Source organism: Acidovorax sp. GW821-FHT11A03, assembly GCF_058809075.1.
Map to the genome: position 1 here is coordinate 17,145 of NZ_JBXASG010000013.1, position 17,206 is coordinate 34,350.

The 17,206-nt window shown below is 61.7% G+C and carries 14 protein-coding genes and 1 pseudogene; all 15 read left to right on the plus strand.

All coding sequences use genetic code 11. The annotated features are described in order from the left end of the window. Positions 1-234: 234 nt before the first annotated feature. A complete protein-coding gene (locus AC1RVY_RS25775; RefSeq protein ID WP_492808961.1) occupies positions 235-2,616 on the plus strand; it encodes a xanthine dehydrogenase family protein molybdopterin-binding subunit in 2,382 nt (793 codons plus the stop codon). Continuing rightward, positions 2,613-3,464, plus strand: a complete 852-nt coding sequence (locus tag AC1RVY_RS25780) for an FAD binding domain-containing protein (RefSeq protein WP_492808963.1) — start codon at positions 2,613-2,615, stop codon at positions 3,462-3,464. The genes AC1RVY_RS25775 and AC1RVY_RS25780 overlap by 4 nt, the downstream gene beginning before the upstream one ends. A 5-nt stretch (positions 3,465-3,469) precedes the next feature. Continuing rightward, complete coding sequence (locus AC1RVY_RS25785) at positions 3,470-4,678, plus strand: xanthine dehydrogenase family Fe-S subunit (RefSeq protein ID WP_492808965.1); 1,209 nt, start codon at positions 3,470-3,472, stop codon at positions 4,676-4,678. Positions 4,679-4,807: 129 nt separating this feature from the next. Beyond that, complete coding sequence (locus AC1RVY_RS25790; protein WP_492808967.1) at positions 4,808-5,614, plus strand: alpha/beta fold hydrolase; 807 nt, start codon at positions 4,808-4,810, stop codon at positions 5,612-5,614. A gap of 82 nt (positions 5,615-5,696) precedes the next feature. Then, positions 5,697-6,227 (plus strand): MarR family winged helix-turn-helix transcriptional regulator, encoded by a 531-nt coding sequence (locus tag AC1RVY_RS25795; RefSeq protein WP_110958417.1) that lies wholly within the window; start codon positions 5,697-5,699, stop codon positions 6,225-6,227. A 126-nt stretch (positions 6,228-6,353) separates the two neighbouring features. Continuing rightward, a complete protein-coding gene (locus AC1RVY_RS25800; protein ID WP_492808969.1) occupies positions 6,354-8,144 on the plus strand; it encodes an acyl-CoA dehydrogenase in 1,791 nt (596 codons plus the stop codon). Positions 8,145-8,299: 155 nt separating this feature from the next. Then, positions 8,300-9,196, plus strand: coding sequence for a LysR family transcriptional regulator (locus AC1RVY_RS25805; RefSeq protein WP_492808971.1), 897 nt, complete (start codon positions 8,300-8,302; stop codon positions 9,194-9,196). A gap of 348 nt (positions 9,197-9,544) precedes the next feature. Then, positions 9,545-11,586: pseudogene (locus tag AC1RVY_RS25810) on the plus strand (conjugal transfer protein TraG). Continuing rightward, a complete protein-coding gene (locus AC1RVY_RS25815) occupies positions 11,583-12,053 on the plus strand; it encodes a CopG family transcriptional regulator (protein WP_492808973.1) in 471 nt (156 codons plus the stop codon). Before AC1RVY_RS25810 ends, AC1RVY_RS25815 begins: the two are co-directional and overlap by 4 nt. Next, complete coding sequence (gene trbB, locus AC1RVY_RS25820) at positions 12,037-13,086, plus strand: P-type conjugative transfer ATPase TrbB (RefSeq protein WP_492808975.1); 1,050 nt, start codon at positions 12,037-12,039, stop codon at positions 13,084-13,086. The genes AC1RVY_RS25815 and trbB overlap by 17 nt, the downstream gene beginning before the upstream one ends. Next, a complete protein-coding gene (locus AC1RVY_RS25825) occupies positions 13,083-13,415 on the plus strand; it encodes a TrbC/VirB2 family type IV secretion system protein (RefSeq protein ID WP_492808977.1) in 333 nt (110 codons plus the stop codon). Before trbB ends, AC1RVY_RS25825 begins: the two co-directional genes overlap by 4 nt. Beyond that, on the plus strand, positions 13,412-13,690 hold the full coding sequence (locus AC1RVY_RS25830) for a VirB3 family type IV secretion system protein (RefSeq protein ID WP_192424142.1): 279 nt from the start codon (positions 13,412-13,414) through the stop codon (positions 13,688-13,690). Before AC1RVY_RS25825 ends, AC1RVY_RS25830 begins: the two co-directional genes overlap by 4 nt. Positions 13,691-13,723: 33 nt before the next feature. Then, positions 13,724-16,150, plus strand: a complete 2,427-nt coding sequence (trbE, locus tag AC1RVY_RS25835; RefSeq protein ID WP_492808980.1) for a conjugal transfer protein TrbE — start codon at positions 13,724-13,726, stop codon at positions 16,148-16,150. A gap of 23 nt (positions 16,151-16,173) precedes the next feature. Continuing rightward, positions 16,174-16,905 (plus strand): P-type conjugative transfer protein TrbJ, encoded by a 732-nt coding sequence (gene trbJ, locus AC1RVY_RS25840; protein WP_409857002.1) that lies wholly within the window; start codon positions 16,174-16,176, stop codon positions 16,903-16,905. Positions 16,906-16,915: 10 nt separating this feature from the next. Beyond that, on the plus strand, positions 16,916-17,206 hold the full coding sequence (locus tag AC1RVY_RS25845) for an EexN family lipoprotein (RefSeq protein ID WP_492808982.1): 291 nt from the start codon (positions 16,916-16,918) through the stop codon (positions 17,204-17,206).

A 17,206-nucleotide genomic window follows, 5' to 3' on the forward strand; every position in this document is an offset into this window, starting at 1 on the left:
CGCTTCTCATGTCGTTTGGTTAGGCATATACTTGTGCAAGTGAACTTACATAAGTTGAGTTTTCTAGTGCAAAAACTCGATTGAGTGGAGGGGTGGCTCTAGGGGCGAATCAGCTTCGCTTTTGTGGCCTGAATCCTCTAGAAGACGTTTTGATGTCGAGTTGGAGATGCCCATCAAGATGAGCTCATGGGCGCTCGTTCGGCGCAACGACATTGGTGAAGGAAAAGGAAACGTATGGACCAAGCAGACATACCGGCGAGGCTGTTGAAGCGGGAGGGCATTGGTGCCCGAGTACCTCGCAAAGAAGATGCGCGTCATTTGGTGGGCAAGGGCAACTTCGTTGGGGACTTCGTGTTGCCTGGCATGCAAGAGGTGGCATTCCTACGCAGCTCTTTGGCTCACGCCTCCATCACTGGCGTCGAGATCCCGGAAGAGCTCGCTGGGAAGGTGTTCCTGCGCGAGATGATGTCGGACGCAGCGGACATTGGCTCCCCATCTTCGATACCTACCTACCAGTACTCAGCGTTGCCTCCGCTGGCGTCAGGCAGAGTTCGCCACGTCGGCGAGGCCATCGCGATGGCTGTGGCCCCGACCCGTGCAGTGGCGGAGGACCTGCTTGAGGATGTGCAGGTTTCGTATGAGGAACTGCCGGTCTATTACGATGTGGAGTCGGCACTTGGAGCCACTGGAGAGTTCATGCACCCTGGGTGGAAGGACAACCGGTTTCTCACGCTGCGTGCCAACCGTGACTTCGAAGAATTGGCGGCGACAGCTGAGGTAAAGGTCAGCCGTACAGTTGAGCTGTCGCGCCAGTGCATCGTTCCGTTGGAAGGCAAGTCGGTGCTGGCTTACTGGGACTTCCAAGCTGAGCAGCTGGTGGTCGTCAGTGCGACTCAAGTGCCGCATTTGCTGCGCGTGGGCATCGCCCAGCACCTCGCAATGCATGAGGAGGCGGTGCGAGTAATTTCGCCTGACGTTGGAGGCGCCTTCGGCTACAAGGGACAACTCTATCCCGAGGATCTTTGCGTGGCGTGGCTGGCCAAGACGTATCGCACGCCGTTTCGTTATCTCGAAGATCGTCGTGAGCATCTGATAGTTGGAGCTAACACCCGGCAGCATCACTATCAGCTCACGGCTTACGCGGACCGGACGGGAAAGCTTTTGGCGCTGGATGCCATCATCACCATCGACGGCGGGGCGTATTCCTACTATCCCTTCTTTGTGGGCTTGGAGCCCGGGCAGGCAATCGGAAATCTGCCGGGGCCGTATTCGTTTCGTGGTTACCGTTGCGAAACCCTGTGTGTGGCGACCAACAAGCCAGGGTTCATGGCCTATCGCGGCGTGGCGCGCACCGGTGTCTGTTTCGCGATTGAACTGCTCATGGATGCAGTGGCACGTGAAGTTGGTCGCGAGCCATGGGAAGTCCGGATGGAGAATCTGGTCCCTGCCGCGGCCATGCCCTACGTCAACGTAGCCAACAAGCACTTTGACAGTGGCGATTTTCCTGCGAGCCTCCGACGCGCAGTGGAGATGATCGGTTTGGAGGCTGTCCGCGAGCGCCAGGCGCGTGGCGAGCCCGACGGACGCCGCATCGGTTTTGGCACCGCAACGTACACCGAGCAGTCTGCCCACGGCACCACGGTTTTCGCCAATTGGGGGCTGCCTGTGGTGCCTGGTTTTGACCAGGCGATGGTCAGGATGACCGCGGATGGGGGGCTTGAAGTGCGCGTCGGCGTGCATTCGCATGGGCAAGGCATGGAGACCAGCTTCGCGCAGATTGCCCATGACGTGCTCGGCATTCCTGTCGCCCGCATCCGGGTGGTGCATGGGGATACTGCGCTGACGCCATTCTCATCGGGAACCTATGCCTCTCGTGCGACGGTCATGTCCGGCGGAGCCATCTCAACGGCATGCAAAGAACTGTTGCCTCGCATTCAATCAATAGCCGCTTACCTCATGGGCGTAGACCCAAAGGCGGTCGCATTGATCGAAGGGCGAGCAGTCGCAGGCGAGAAATCGATTCCTCTTTCTGAGGTAGGGAGTGTTTGGTACCTGACACCCCAAGACCTGCCTGCTGACGTACATCTGGGTGGATTGGAAGTTTCCCGTGCCTACAAGCCGAAAGTCGATACGGGTACTTTCACGTACGCGACTCACGCCGTAGTGGTTGCAGTCGACCCTGAGACAGGCGAGGTGGAAATCCTGGACTACGTCGTGGTCGAGGACTGCGGGACCATGGTCAACCCGATGATTGTTGAGGGGCAAACCATTGGTGGCATCGCCCAGGGTATCGGAACGGCAATGTACGAGGAGAGCCCATACGATGAGCAAGGACAGCCCTTGGCTTCAACACTGGCCGACTACATCTTGCCGGGCGCTACAGAAGTCCCACGCATTCGTATCGAACACTTCGAGACTCCTTCGCCCCACACGGATTTCGGTGCAAAGGGTGTCGGTGAGGGGGGAGCTATCGCGCCACCTGCCGTGATCTTCAATGCTGTGAACGACGCATTGCGTGGCACCGGTGCTGACGAGGTCCTGATGACGCCCTTGACACCACGACGCTTGCTAAAGGCGCTTGAAAAATCGACGCTTGGACAGGAGCGCGCTCAATGAAAGCCCCTCGTTTTGCATACACGCGCGTTCTTGAAGTGGGCGACGCCTTGGCGGTGCTGGCTGCGGGCGGTGGCGCCGCCAAAGCTATGAGCGGAAGTCAGTCGTTAGGGCCCATGCTTAATCTTAGGTTGGCTCGCCCAGCGCACGTGGTCGACGTTTCTGGCATTCCCGGTCTGCGCACCGTCCGCCGCAAGGAGGGCTGGGTGGAGATCGGCGCTGCCATTACGCACGCTGAGATAGAAGACGGAGTGTACGAGCCGCTGATAGCCCACCCCATGCGGGAGGTCGCTCGCGGCATCGCCTATCGCGCGATCCGCACACGTGGCACTGTGGGCGGAAGTCTGGCGCACGCCGATCCCGCCGCGGACTGGGTGGTCACGCTTGCGGCACTCGGGGCACGCATCGTAGCCAAGTCGCCGCGCGGTGAGCGCACGATCGAGGCCGATGCGCTGATGCTCGGAGCGTACACGACAGTGCTGGAGAGCGATGAGCTGATCGTCTCTGTAGTCGTGCCGTCTGAGACACCTACGTCGTATTGGGGCTATCACAAAGTCTGTCGCAAGCCAGGCGAATTTGCCGAAGCAAGTGCGGCGGTCTATTTCGATGCAACGCACTCGCGCGCGCGGATCGTGTTGGGAGCTGCAGACGGTCCTCCTCTTCTGATGGAAGAACTAGCGGCCGACATCGCGGCCAAGGGGACCGGGGCCGCGGGGCGTGAGCAACTGCGGGCCGCTGTCCGGACAGCTCTGCCCGAACGCGATGCCCTTGATCTGAAGCTTTTCACGGCCTGTGTGGCGCGAGCTCTCGATCAGTGCGGCATCTTTGCCGATCTCAAACAAGCGGAGTAAGAGACTTGGAACCGATTTCCATTCAAGTAAACGGCCGCAGTTTCCGTCGGGATGCCGAGCCAAGGATGCACTTGGGCGACTTCCTGCGCGACGAATTGCGGTTGACCGGTACCCACCTTGGTTGCGAGCACGGCGTCTGCGGCGCGTGCACAGTGCTAGTCGACGGCCAGCCCACGCGGTCGTGTATCACTTTCGCTGTCGCATGCGAAGGCAGAGAGGTCACCACGATCGAGGGCTATGACGACGATGCTGTCATGCGACTGCTCAGGCCGGCGTTCACCCGTCACCATGCGTTGCAGTGCGGCTTCTGCACCCCTGGGATGCTGACCACTGCCCGCGACATCGTGCTCCGCTTGCCCAACGCCGACGAAGCGCAAGTGCGCTTAGAACTGTCCGGGAACCTGTGCCGTTGCACTGGATACCAAGGCATCGTGGATGCGATTTTGGACGTGTTGCAGCAGCAGCGTGACGCACCAAACGTGCAAATCGAACAGCTACGTCAGGTTTTGAGTGCGCCGCGAACTGTTGCGATGAAGCCAGTCTCCGCTGCTTTGCCAAAAGACGTGCTTGCGCACGCTCCTGGTAAGACGTCTGCGGTGAGTGGCGCCACTTTGCCTGACTTGGCAGAAGTCGATCCGGTGGCGATGGCCAAGGCCAAAGCCAAAGGCAACGCAATAGAAGTTCATTTCGACGTGCCTTATCCCATGGATCGAGTCTGGGCATTTATGGGCGACTTGCCTGCGGTCGCGTCTTGTCTGCCAGGTGCAATTGTCGATTCGCACGAGGGGGAGAAAGTCCGGGGCAGCATTTCCATTAAGTTTGGACCGATGTCGGCGGCTTTTGTTGGTGCCGCCCGCCTGGAGCGCGACGACACCGTCAAACGCGCAGTCCTTCGTGGCGCGGGCCAAGACAGTCTGAGTAAGTCGCGCACCCAGGGCGACATCACCTATCGACTGGAGGCTCTGTCGGCTGACAGCACTCGGGTCCACGTAGACATGGTTTATGCATTGCAAGGGCCGCTGGCCCAGTTCTCCCGTTCTGGACTCGTGAAGGACTTTGTGCGTCGTATGGTGGCGGACTTTGGCAAGCAGATCACTCGTAGGCTGGGCGGAGACGCCGTTACTTCTATTGAGCCGCAACCTACAGTATCAGTCGCGGAAATGATGTGGAGCGTAGTCTGGGATCGCATCCGTGGCTGGTTTCGGAAGTCTTAACGAGTCTGACGTCGTGGGCGCCATATGTTGGATGAATCCTTGGTGCGGAAGTCCAACGCTTTTTGGCACTTTTCCAAATGATCGCCTGAAATCAAAAGATCCGTGCGAGCGGATTACCTCGGAGTTTTGATGAGTTTTTTTCTTCATGGGTATCACGTACGCGCCAACGGTGTGCGTCTGCACCTCTTGCGCTATGGCGGGAAGGGTCCCCGTTTTCTGCTTTTGCCTGGGATCACAAGCCCTGCAGTCACCTGGGGTTTCGTTGCGGAGAGGTTGGCACGTCACTTTGACGTACATGTGCTTGACTTTCGTGGACGTGGTCTGTCATTCAGCGCACCAGGAATGGACGCAAGTCTCGACACGATGGCGGCCGACGTGCTTGATTTGATGAACGTTCTAGGATGGTCGTCCGTGATAGTGCTAGGGCACTCCATGGGTGCTCGCGTTGCAATTCGTGCTGCGGCTCATGATCCACAACGCATGGATAGGCTGTTGCTAATCGATCCTCCCATGTCGGGTCCAGGCCGGAGGCCTTACCCCGTGCCGCTGTCTTGGTACACGGAATCGATTCAGTTGGCTATCAAGGGAGTCACGGCAGAGGAGCTTCGTCTTTTTGCTCCGACCTGGAAAAATGAGCATCTCCAACTACGTGCGGAATGGCTTCACACGTGTAGTGAAGAGGCTATCGCACAAGCACATTCGGGCTTTCACGAAGACGACATACACGCTGATTTATCCAAGCTGTGGACGCCTGGATTGCTTATGACTGCGGGCAAAGGTGGTGTCGTGCTTCCGGAAGACTTAGCCGAGATCGAAGCGCTCGCGCCTCACCTGCGGCGATGCACCGCCTCAGCTGCGGGGCACATGATCCCCTGGGACGACGAGGATGACTTTTATCAACTATTGGGTGAGTACCTGAAAGTCGATCTTCTGTAGCTGATCGTTGAATGCTGCTTGATTCTCCAGCTTCCAAGGGGAGTCGATAAACTCGCCAACTGACACTATTGGCGATATCGAGATGATAAAAAAGCGTGCACCCGTTCAGAAGAAGACAGTTGACTCCGCAGTTGCGACGAAGCCCCAAGGTTCTGAGATCTTCAGCCCATTGCGCCAGGTCATGTGGCGTCGCCCCGGATTTCTGATCCGTCGTTTGACCCAGATAGGTCAAGCCATTTTTTTCGATCTGTGCAAGTCTGAGAGCATCACCCCTCTACAGGTCGGAATGCTGACAGCGCTTTCGATGAACCCTTGGCTCGATCAGAAGGCTATTGGCCGAGAGCTTTCGTTGGATCGGACGACCACGGCTGAAGTGCTCAAGCGGCTGGTCGACAAAGGGTTGGTCGAAACCAGAGTAAATCCTGATGATCGTCGATCAAGACTTTCAGTCATCACAAAAGAAGGGCTTAACCTGATAAATGACCTGCAAGAGAGCATACATCGCTCTCAGGAACTGCTCGTCGAACCGCTATCTCCTGAAGATCGCGTCGTGTTTATGAGGCTGCTAGCCCAGCTGGTAGACGCACATGAAAAACAAGAAAAGCTGCGCTAAGCAGCCTTCCTTCCGCCTGAAATTCTGACGTCACGTCTAGACCTCACTTTCAAGCCGGAGGGTTGTGCTGAGATGCCGAGCAGCGTTTCCCTCACTATTTTGGAGTTGCTCTAGAAGCAAATTTGGATGAATTACGTCGCCCCCCTCAAGGACATGTTGTTCGATATGGAGCACCTCGCGCGCATCGACCAGGTCGCGCTAATGCCAGGCTTCGAGGACGCGGGACTGGAAACCGCGCGAGCCGTGCTCGAAGAATGCGCCAAGTTGAACGAGGAAGTAATCGCTCCCTTGAACTTCGAAGGCGACAAGAATCCTTCGTCCTTCAAGGATGGTGTTGTCACCACTACGCCCGGTTTCAAGGATGCGTTCAGGCAGTTCGCCGAGGGCGGCTGGCAGGGCCTGCAGCACCCCGTGGACTTCGGTGGACAGGGCTTGCCCAAGACCATAGGCGCCGCCTGCGGGGAAATGCTCAATAGTGCCAACATGAGCTTCGCTCTATGCCCGCTGCTGACCGATGGTGCTATTGAAGCCTTGCTGACGGCAGGGAGCGATGATCTGAAAGCTACTTATCTCGAAAAGCTGGTGACTGGCAAGTGGACCGGCACGATGAACCTCACCGAACCTCAGGCCGGCTCCGACCTCGCGACGGTGCGCAGCCGCGCCGAGCCGCAACCCGACGGCAGCTACAAGGTGTTCGGCACCAAGATCTTCATCACCTACGGCGAGCATGACATGGCCGAGAACATCGTGCACCTGGTGCTCGCGCGCATCTCTGGTGCTCCCGAGGGTGTAAAGGGCATTAGCCTGTTCGTAGTGCCGAAGTTCCTGGTTGACCAGGACGGAGGCCTGGGTGCGCGCAACGACGTGTACTGCGTAAGCATCGAGCACAAGATGGGCATCAAGGCCAGTCCCACCGCGGTGTTGCAATTCGGAGACCATTGCGGTGCTGTCGGTTACCTGGTAGGCCAGGAAAACCGTGGGCTCGAGTACATGTTCGTAATGATGAACGCCGCGCGCTATGCGGTCGGCGTGCAGGGCATCGCGATTGCCGAGCGCGCCTACCAAAAGGCCGTTGTCTATGCGAAAGACCGTGTGCAGAGCCGACCGGTCGACGGATCGATGAGCGCTGCTGCGCCGATCATCCACCACCCCGATGTGAAGCGCATGCTTATGACAATGCGTGCCTTCACCGAGGGATGCCGAGCTATGGCTAGCGTGGCCGCAGCGGCTTACGACGCTGCGCACAACCATCCGGACGCGGATGTGCGAAGGCAGAACACGGCCCTTTACGAATTTCTTGTGCCCTTGGTCAAGGGCTATAGCACCGAGATGAGCCTGGAAGTGACAAACCTGGGGGTACAGGTGCACGGCGGCATGGGCTTTATCGAGGAGACTGGTGCGGCTCAGCACTACCGAGATGCCAAAATCCTGACCATCTACGAAGGAACGACCGCTATTCAGGCAAACGATCTCGTTGGCCGAAAGACCGCGCGCGACGGCGGCGCTGGTGCGATGGCAATCGCCGCGCAGATCGAAAAAACCGAGGTCGAGTTGGCCAGGCGCAGCACTGCGGATGCGAAGGCGGTACGCTTGCGGCTGAAGGCTGCACGTGAGGCCTTTGTCGACGTGGTCGATTTCATCGTCGCGAACACGAAGAATAACCCCAATGCTGCCTTTGCAGGCAGCGTACCCTACCTCTTGCTGGCGGGAAATCTCGTGGCGGGCTGGCAAATGGCTCGCGCGCTAATCGTCGCAGAGGACGAACTGGCTAAAGGCGTGGATACGGGCTTCATGAAGGCCAAGATCACCACCGCACTCTTCTACGCCGATCACATCCTCACTCGCGCCCCAGGCATTCGCGACAGCATCGTGGAGGGTGCTGAGAGCGTAAATGCGTTGCCGATCGAGATGTACTAGCAGGAACCAAGCGGCAAATGGTCTCTTGATTCCCAAGTGAGTTTCTCGTTCGCAGGAGCGCAAAACGTGCTGTTTAGTGAGTTGCGGAACGCCATTGTCGAGTCGTATTTGGGAGGCGCTCAGTTGCCAGCATTGTTTTGCAGGAAGCTCGAGTAATGGAGCTGCGCCATCTTCGATACTTCATTGCGGTCGCTGAGGAGTTGAGTTTCCGACGTGCGGCCGAGCGCGTCCACATCGACCCCACTCCACTTTCGCGGTCCATTCGGGATCTGGAGGATCGACTGGGTGTGACGCTTTTCTTGCGTATGCCGCGCAAACTGCGTCTTACACCTGCCGGCGCGCGCTTGCTCAGGGAAGCCAACAATCTCCTCATCCGGATGGAACGCATGCGGCGCGTCGTGCGCGCGACCGATGCTCGCTACCGTATCCCGTTGCGTATTGGCATAGGGGATGGCATTGCCCAACCACGGCTATCAAGTTGCCTCTCCAGCTGGCAAGCGTTAGCGCCAGATACGCCACTTGAGCTGTCGGAGATGACCGCCGAAGAAATGGCGGCAGCGCTGCAGCGTGAAGAGATCGACGCGGGAATTTCCTTCGGCCTGCCCGATGACGATGCAATCATGCAAGTCTCTGCATGGAGCTATCCGTTGATGGCAGTGTTACCAGTTGGGCACGAGTTGGCATCGCTTGACAATGTCGCATTGTCTGACTTGTTGGCTTTTCCACTGATCTCGTGCAGGGCTGACCGACAACCGGGTCTGTTGCAACAGATGTTGGCCATCGTGCAGCGTTACAACCCTGCGCCAAAGATAGCCGGCGAAGCCGGTGGGTTGCCAGGCTTCGTTACTCGAATCGCGGCAGGGATGGGTGTGGGGCTGGCAGATGCTGGCCACGCTACTACGCTATACCGCACAGATGTAGTTGCGATTCCGCTGAGAGAACGCGAGCAAATCTTCACGTGTGTGGTGCACAAAAAGCGGCGCGATGGAACGCCCGATGCCGCGCAGCGTTTCATCTCTCACGCCAAAAACCTAAGCGGATCTTCGTGCTGAGCCTCATACGGTTCGTTACGGCATCGACGTCCGTGTCGAGCGGGTGCCACTCTATCGGCCATGGACGTTAGGGTCGCTTGCCTTCATGCTCGAGCGCAACACAGGCCGCATGCACGTACTTTTGCTGTCAGAGGAGGGGCGCCGGCAGCATGTCCCACTTCTGACATTCATTTCCGACAGCTTGGTTTGATCGCCATTTGATTTTCATGGGTGCCTGCGTACTCCAGGCCACGCCCTGATGGGTGTGTTTGGCAGCGCTTCCAGTTCAGACTTGTGCCGTCCGTGCCTCGGTGGCGCGCTGGCGCATGAGGGGCACGGCCGACGTGTCTCTGTAGGGAGCAGACAGACATGAATTCTCAAGACGGGACGTTACGCGAGCGGGGGGCATTGTCTGCACACACTGGCATTCTGTTCGGACAGATCACCGTGGTGTCTGGCGCGGCAGTGGGTGGCGTGTGGATGGCCACTCAGTGGACGGCCCATGCTCTTGGCTACCAGCCTCGGCTCGGCCCCGTCTGGTTCGAAGTATCCGGTTTGCCCATCTACGAGCCTTGGAAGCTTTTTGAGTGGTGGTACTTTTTCGACGCCTATGCGCCGCAAGTCTTCGAGCGCGGCGGTCTCATCGCGGCATCCAGCGGCATGCTCGCTACGGGCGCCGCTATCGCCATGGCGGTTTGGCGCGCCCGCATGGCCAAGCAGGTCACCACCTACGGCTCCGCTCGCTGGGCTGATCAAGAGGAGATCGCCAAGGCTGGCCTCACAAACCCTGTCGGCGTGTTCCTCGGCAAGGCCGTAGGCAAGCAGGGGGCAGGGGCCTACCTTCGCCACGAAGGCCCCGAACACGTGATGGCTTTCGCCCCCACGCGTTCAGGCAAAGGCGTTGGGCTAGTGGTGCCGACCCTGCTTTCCTGGTCTGGTTCGGCCGTGATCCACGACATCAAGGGCGAGAACTGGAACCTCACTGGAGGATGGCGATCGCGGTTCTCGCATTGCCTGCTGTTCAATCCAACCGATAGGAGGTCGGCAGCCTACAACCCGCTGCTTGAAGTTCGGCGCGGCATGCACGAAGTCCGCGACGTGCAGAACATCGCTGACATCCTGGTGGACCCTGAAGGGGCTCTTGAGCGCCGCAACCACTGGGAGAAGACCAGCCACGCATTGCTGGTCGGCGCCATCCTGCATGTGCTGTACGCAGGCGAAGACAAGACCCTGCGCGGCGTCGCCAACTTTCTGTCTGATCCAGCTTGCCCTTTTGAAGTGACGCTGCACCGCATGATGACCACACGTCATCTGGCGGAGAGTGTTCATCCTGTGGTGGCCTCCGCGGCCCGCGAAGTCCTGAACAAGAGCGAGAACGAGCGCTCGGGCGTGCTGTCCACCGCCATGAGCTTCCTGGGCCTGTACCGCGACCCCACGGTGGCCGAAGTCACCTCGCGCTGCGACTGGCGCATCGCCGACCTGATCTCCGCCGAGCACCCGGTCTCGCTGTACCTCGTGGTGCCTCCCTCCGACATCAGCCGCACCAAACCGCTGATCCGCCTGATCCTCAACCAGGTCGGCCGCCGCCTCACCGAGTCGCTGGATGGCTCGGACGGAATCGAGCGCCGGCACAAGCTGCTGTTGATGCTCGACGAGTTTCCAGCCCTTGGGCGCCTCGACTTCTTCGAATCGGCCCTGGCCTTCATGGCCGGTTACGGCCTGCGAGCCTTCCTGATCGCCCAATCCCTGAACCAGATCGACAAGGCCTACGGACCCAACCACTCGATCCTCGACAACTGCCATGTGCGCATCGCGTTCGCGACCAACGATGAGCGCACGGCCAAGCGGATATCTGAGGCGCTGGGTACCGCGACCGAACTGCGCGCCCAGCGCAACTATGCCGGTCACAGGCTCGCTCCTTGGCTGGGCCACCTGATGGTGTCGCGGCAGGAGACGGCACGGCCGCTGCTCACGCCTGGCGAGGTCATGCAGCTACCGCCCGAGGACGAGGTGGTGATGGTCTCAGGCCATCCTCCCATCAAGGCCAGGAAGTTGCGCTACTACCTGGACCGTAATTTCACGGGCAGGGTCTTGAAGGCGCCGGTATTGGTCGCAGGCGCCTATGCGGACCGGCCGGCAGTGCGGGCAGACGACTGGAGCGGCTTGGCGCCGCCCGTGGCGGCCAAAGCGGAGATAGTCGACGGAGAGGGGGGCTATCCGACGAAGGCGGGCACCAGCTCAAACCTGAGCTGGAGATAAGCACGGTAGATGAGGACGAGCCGGGCACCGGTGACCTGATGCTGCTGGACGACGAAGACGATATGCCTCTTCGTCCCCAGGACGTGAACCGTCAGCTCATGCGCACCGCACGGCTGGCGGCGCTGGATCCGGATGACGGGATTGCGCTATGAGCCGCGCGCGCCTGAACATCTTCATCGAGCCGGCGCACGCCAAGCGGCTGGACCAACTGGCCGTGCACAAAGGTGTATCTAAGTCAGCGATCGTGGCTGCGGCACTTTCTTCGTTCCTCTCGCCCGATGGCGGCGACCAGCGCGAAGCGGCGATGGCCAAGCGGCTGGACCGACTCTCCCGGCAGTTTGACCGCCTGGAGCGTGACCAGTCCATCCTGATCGAGACCGTGGCGCTTTACGTGCGTCACTACCTCACGGTGTCGATCCCCGTGCCCGACGGACACCAGGATGCTGCACGTGCTCAGGGCCGGGCGCGCTATGCCCAGTTCATCGAGCAGTTGGCCCGCCACCTGCAGCGCGGCCGCAGCCTGGTGCGGGAGGTGCACGAGGAGATCGAGCCGACAGGCACCAGCCAGAACCTTGTTCCAGAACCTGAACTCGGGAGTGCCGATGGCGCGCAGGCCTGACCAGGATCCGGGCCGCGAGGGTGCCGGCAATGCCGCCGTGTCGCTGGAGCGGCGGATCCGCATGTTGCGCACGGCATTGGGACCGGAGATCGCCGCCGCGCTCGAAGACCCGGAGGTCGTCGAAGTCATGCTCAACCCGGATGGATCGCTCTGGGTGGACCGATTGGGCTCGGGGCGAGAGCCCACGGGAGCCTCTTTGCCGGCACCGGTGGCCGAACGCATCATCCGCCTGGTGGCTGCGCATGTGCGCGCCGAGGTGCATGCAGGGCTCCCCATCCTGTCGGCCGAGCTGCCCGAGACCGGAGAACGCTTCCTGGGTGTGCTGCCGCCCGTGGTGCGCGCGCCGTCGTTCGCGATCCGCAAGCGGGCACTGCGCATCCTGACCCTGGCGGACTATGTGGCGGATGGCGTGATGTCCGATGCCCAGGCTGCCTTCCTGCGCACGGCCGTGCGCGAGCGCCTGAACATCGTGGTGGCGGGCGGCACCAGCACCGGCAAGACCACGCTGGCGAACGCGCTGCTCGACGAGATCGCCCAGACCCGGGACCGTGTACTGATCCTGGAAGACACCGTGGAGCTGCAGTGCCGCTCGGATGACCACGTGGGCATGCGCTCTGGGCCCGGTGTGACCACCATGGCCGACCTGGTGCGCGCCACCCTGCGCCTGCGGCCTGACCGCATCGTGGTCGGCGAGGTGCGCGGCGCCGAGGCGCTGGACCTGCTCAAGGCCTGGGGCACGGGCCACCCAGGCGGCATCGCCACCGTGCATGCGGGCTCCGCCTTGGGCGCGCTCACGCGCCTGGAGCAACTGGTGCAGGAGGTCTCCGTCACGGTGCCGCGGGCGCTGATTGCCGAGGCGGTCAACGTGATCGTTTTCATCGCCGGGCGGGGGCGTGCACGACGCGTGCGTGAGATCGCACGAGTCGTTGGATATGACAGCCAGGGCTACCAACTCGACACCACGCTGGGACCGCTGCCTTGGGTCTTCTCTCCCCCTTCATCACCTTCCTCAACCCCTGGAGAACAGCCATGACGCATTCCCGCGTTTCCGTAGAACCTCTTTTGCAGGCTGCCGCCGTGGCAGCCCTGCTGCTGGCCATTGCCGTTCCCGCGCACGCCGCGGGCTCCAACATGCCATGGGAAGCGCCGTTGCAGTCCATCCTCGAATCCATCCAGGGACCAGTGGCGCGCATCGTGGCGGTGATCATCATCATTGCCACGGGGCTCACGTTAGCGTTTGGCGATACCTCGGGTGGCTTTCGTAAGCTGGTGCAGATCGTGTTTGGGCTGTCGATAGCGTTCGCTGCATCAAGCTTCTTCCTGTCGTTCTTCTCGTTCGCTGGCGGGGCGGTGCTCGCATGAGCGGCGCTCTTGTCACTGGGGCTGTGCCCGGTTTCGAAGTGCCGCTGCACCGGTCTCTCACCGAACCCATCCTGATGGGCGGTGCGCCGCGCACGGTGGCCATCACCAACGGCACGCTGGCCGCCGCGTTAGGCCTGGGCCTGCAGCTGTGGATCCCGGGCCTGGTGCTCTGGATCGCCGGGCATTCGCTGGCGGTCTGGGGGGCGCGCATGGATGCGCAGTTCATGCAGGTGTTCGCGCGGCACATCAAGCACCGCGTGCTGTTGGATGTGTAGTGGACGTGTGAGCGCAACCATGGAGAACACACCATGCTGAACCTTGCCGAATACCGCCGGCGCCCCGCGCTACTGTCCGACTGGCTGCCCTGGGCCGGGCTGGTCGCACCCGGTGTCGTGCTCAACAAGGACGGTGCGTTCCAGCGCACGGCGCGGTTTAGAGGGCCGGACCTGGACAGTGCGACGCAGGGCGAGCTGATCGCCACCTCGGCGCGCCTGAACAATGCGCTGCGGCGTCTGGGCTCGGGCTGGGCGCTGTTCGTGGAGGCCGAACGCCGGGAGGCGGGTGACTACCCGCGGTCTGTGTTTCCTGAACCGTTGTCCTGGCTGGTCGACGAAGAGCGGCGTTCTGCTTTTGAAGAGCACGCGAGCCACTTCGAGAGCCGCTACCACCTCACGCTGGTATACCTGCCTCCCGAAGAGGGCAGGGCGCGCGCCGCCAAGCTGCTCTATGAGAACGGCAAGACCGAAGGCGTGGACTGGCGCGAGCGCCTGGAGGCCTTTGTGTCCGAGTCGGTGCGCTTCCTGGACCTGCTGGATGGCGTGATGCCGGAGATCGGCTGGCTGGACGATGCGCAGACTCTGACCTATCTGCACGATTGCGTGTCCACGCGCCGGCATCCGGTGGCGGTGCCGGAGGTACCGATGCACTTGGATGCGCTGCTGGCGGATGAGCCGCTGGTGGGTGGACTGGCGCCGATGCTGGGAGGGATGCATCTGCGCACGCTGTCGGTGCGGGGGTTTCCGACGTCGACCTGGCCGGGTGTGCTGGACGACCTGAATCGGCTGGGCTTTGCCTACCGCTGGAGCACGCGCTTCCTGTGCCTGGACAAGTCCGAAGCAGAGAAGGAGCTGACCCGCCTGCGTCGCCAGTGGTTCGCCAAGCGCAAGAACATCGTGGCGCTGCTGCGCGAGACCATCTTCCAGCAGGAGAGCCCGCTGGTGGACTCGGATGCGTCCAACAAGGCGGCCGACGCTGACGCGGCGCTACAGGCCCTTGGCAGCGACCAGGTGGCGTTTGGCTATGTCACCGCGACGGTGACCGTGCTGGATGCCGATGCGACCGCCGCCGACGAGAAGCTGCGCGCGGTGGAGCGGACCATCCAGGGCCGTGGCTTCGTCACCATTCCCGAGACCCTGAACGCGGTCGAGGCCTGGCTGTCCTCAATCCCGGGGAATGCCTATGCCAATGTGCGCCAGCCCATCGTCTCCACCCTGAACCTGGCGCACATGATGCCGGTATCGGCGGTCTGGGCCGGCCAGGAGCGCAACAAGCACCTGGGCGGGCCGCCCCTGATCGTCACGCGCACGGACGGTGCCACGCCGTTCCGGCTGGTCACGCACATCGGAGACGTGGGCCACACCCTGGTGGTCGGCCCCACGGGCATGGGCAAGTCGGTGCTGCTGGCCACCCTGGCGCTGCAGTTCCGGCGCTACCCGAACTCGCGCATCCTCGCCTTCGACATGGGACGCTCGATGCGGGCTACCGTGCTCGGGCTGGGCGGCGAACACTATGACCTGGGGCTGGATGGCGAGATCGCTTTTCAGCCGCTGGCGCGCATCGAACAGGAAGGTTATCGCGCCTGGGCGTCGGAGTGGGTCGAGGGTCGGTTAGTCCACGAAGGAATATCCGTCGGCCCCGCTGAGAAGGATGCGGTCTGGTCCGCCCTCAACAGCCTGGCCAGCGCTCCCGTGGAGCAGCGGACCCTAACGGGCCTGTCCGTGCTGCTGCAGTCGAATGCCCTGCGCCAGGCGCTGCAGCCCTATGTGTTGGGCGGTGCTCACGGCAAGCTGCTCGATGCGGATGTGGACCGGCTCGGTTCCTCATCGGTCCAGTGCTTCGAGATGGAAGAACTCATGCACAGCAAGGCCGCGACCTTGGCCGTGCTGTCCTATCTGTTCGCGCGTTTCGAGGAGCGCTTTGATGGGGCGCCGACCTTGTTGATCCTCGACGAGGCCTGGCTGTTCCTAGACGACCCGGTGTTCGCCACCCGCATCCGGCAGTGGCTCAAGACGCTGCGCAAGAAGAACGTGTCGGTGATCTTTGCGACGCAGTCGCTGGCCGACATCCAAGGTTCCAGCATTGCGCCCGCCATCGTGGAGAGCTGCGCGAGCCGCATCTTTCTGCCCAACCCGCAGGCGACCGAGCCGCAGATCCGGGTTATCTACGAAGGCTTCGGCCTCAACGGCCGGCAGATCGACATCGTCGCGCAGGCCACGCCCAAGCGGGACTACTACTACCAGTCCCGGCTGGGCAACCGGGTGTTTGACCTGGGGCTGGGGCCCGTGGCACTGGCGTTTGCGGGGGCGTCCTCGCAGGAGCACCAGCGCGACATCGATGCGGTGGCCTCGGCTGCAGCCCAGGACTTTGCAGCCGCCTGGCTGCGCCATCGCGGCCTGGACTGGGCTGCGGACCTCATCCCTTCGTTTCCACCGCTTCCTGCGATCTCAACCCACTGAAGGAGGTTTTCATGAACTGCAAGATGAAGTTTCAACTGCGGCGCGTGGCACTGGCTGCCGTTGCGGCGCTGGCCCTCGGCGCGACCGTGCCCGCGCAGGCCCAGATGTTTGGGGGCCGCATCGTGTTCGATCCCTCGAACTTCTCCCAGAACATCCTGACGGCGGCGCGCACGCTGGAGCAGATCAACAACCAGATCCGGCAACTGCAGAACGATGCGCTGAACCTGGCCAAGCTGGATTCGAGCGCGCTGGGCGAGTTGCGGGCGGCGCTTGAGTCGACCAACCAGCTGATCCGCCAGGCCCAGGGGCTGGCGTTCAACGTGCAGCAGATGGAAGGCGAGTTCCGGCGGCTGTACCCGCAGGCCTACACCGCCTTGATCTCGGGCAACCAGATGGCGCTGGATGCGCGTCAGCGCTGGCAGAACTCGCTGGAGGCGCTGCGCACTGCGACCCAGGTGCAGTCCCAGGCGGTGCAGAACTTCGCGAGCGACGAGCGCACGCTCACGGATCTGGTGAACCGCAGCCAGTCTGCCGCGGGCGCCCTGCAGGCAATGCAGGCGACGAACCAACTGCTGGCCCTGCAGTCGCGCCAGTCCATGCAGGCGCAACAGCTGCAGATCACCCAGGACCGGGCAGTCGCATTGGAGCAGGCACGCCAGGTGGCGGTGCAGGAGCGGGCGCGCGAGGTACGTCGGCGGTTTCAGGGGGAGGGGACACCGTACACGGTGGCGCCTGTCAGCTTCTATGGCCAGTGAGGAGATGACCATGAAGTCCAAGTACCTCCTGATCATGTCCGTCGCGCTGCTGGTGGCTGGCTGCGAAAAAACTCCTGCCATCGAGACCGTCGAGTCGCTGGTGGTCAACCCCGAGCGGCTCCGGGAACTGCGCGCCCAGTGCAAGGCGGACCACGCCAAGGTGGGTGATGCGCAGTGCAACGCGGTGGCCGAGGCCACACGCCAGCGCTTCATGAGTGGCGGGACAGCGCACATACCGGCTGCGCCCCCACCCGCATCGTCGCCCGCGAGCGCGGCCTCCAGCGATGCGGCCAAGGATTGA

Coding starts and splice junctions, on each gene's coding strand:
- AC1RVY_RS25775 (WP_492808961.1), top strand. CDS start 235: ATGGACCAAGCAGACATACCGGCGAGGCTGTTGAAGCGGGAGGGCATT.
- AC1RVY_RS25780 (WP_492808963.1), top strand. CDS start 2,613: ATGAAAGCCCCTCGTTTTGCATACACGCGCGTTCTTGAAGTGGGCGAC.
- AC1RVY_RS25790 (WP_492808967.1), top strand. CDS start 4,808: ATGAGTTTTTTTCTTCATGGGTATCACGTACGCGCCAACGGTGTGCGT.
- AC1RVY_RS25795 (WP_110958417.1), top strand. CDS start 5,697: ATGATAAAAAAGCGTGCACCCGTTCAGAAGAAGACAGTTGACTCCGCA.
- AC1RVY_RS25800 (WP_492808969.1), top strand. CDS start 6,354: ATGAATTACGTCGCCCCCCTCAAGGACATGTTGTTCGATATGGAGCAC.
- AC1RVY_RS25805 (WP_492808971.1), top strand. CDS start 8,300: ATGGAGCTGCGCCATCTTCGATACTTCATTGCGGTCGCTGAGGAGTTG.
- AC1RVY_RS25815 (WP_492808973.1), top strand. CDS start 11,583: ATGAGCCGCGCGCGCCTGAACATCTTCATCGAGCCGGCGCACGCCAAG.
- trbB (WP_492808975.1), top strand. CDS start 12,037: ATGGCGCGCAGGCCTGACCAGGATCCGGGCCGCGAGGGTGCCGGCAAT.
- AC1RVY_RS25825 (WP_492808977.1), top strand. CDS start 13,083: ATGACGCATTCCCGCGTTTCCGTAGAACCTCTTTTGCAGGCTGCCGCC.
- AC1RVY_RS25830 (WP_192424142.1), top strand. CDS start 13,412: ATGAGCGGCGCTCTTGTCACTGGGGCTGTGCCCGGTTTCGAAGTGCCG.
- trbE (WP_492808980.1), top strand. CDS start 13,724: ATGCTGAACCTTGCCGAATACCGCCGGCGCCCCGCGCTACTGTCCGAC.
- trbJ (WP_409857002.1), top strand. CDS start 16,174: ATGAAGTTTCAACTGCGGCGCGTGGCACTGGCTGCCGTTGCGGCGCTG.
- AC1RVY_RS25845 (WP_492808982.1), top strand. CDS start 16,916: ATGAAGTCCAAGTACCTCCTGATCATGTCCGTCGCGCTGCTGGTGGCT.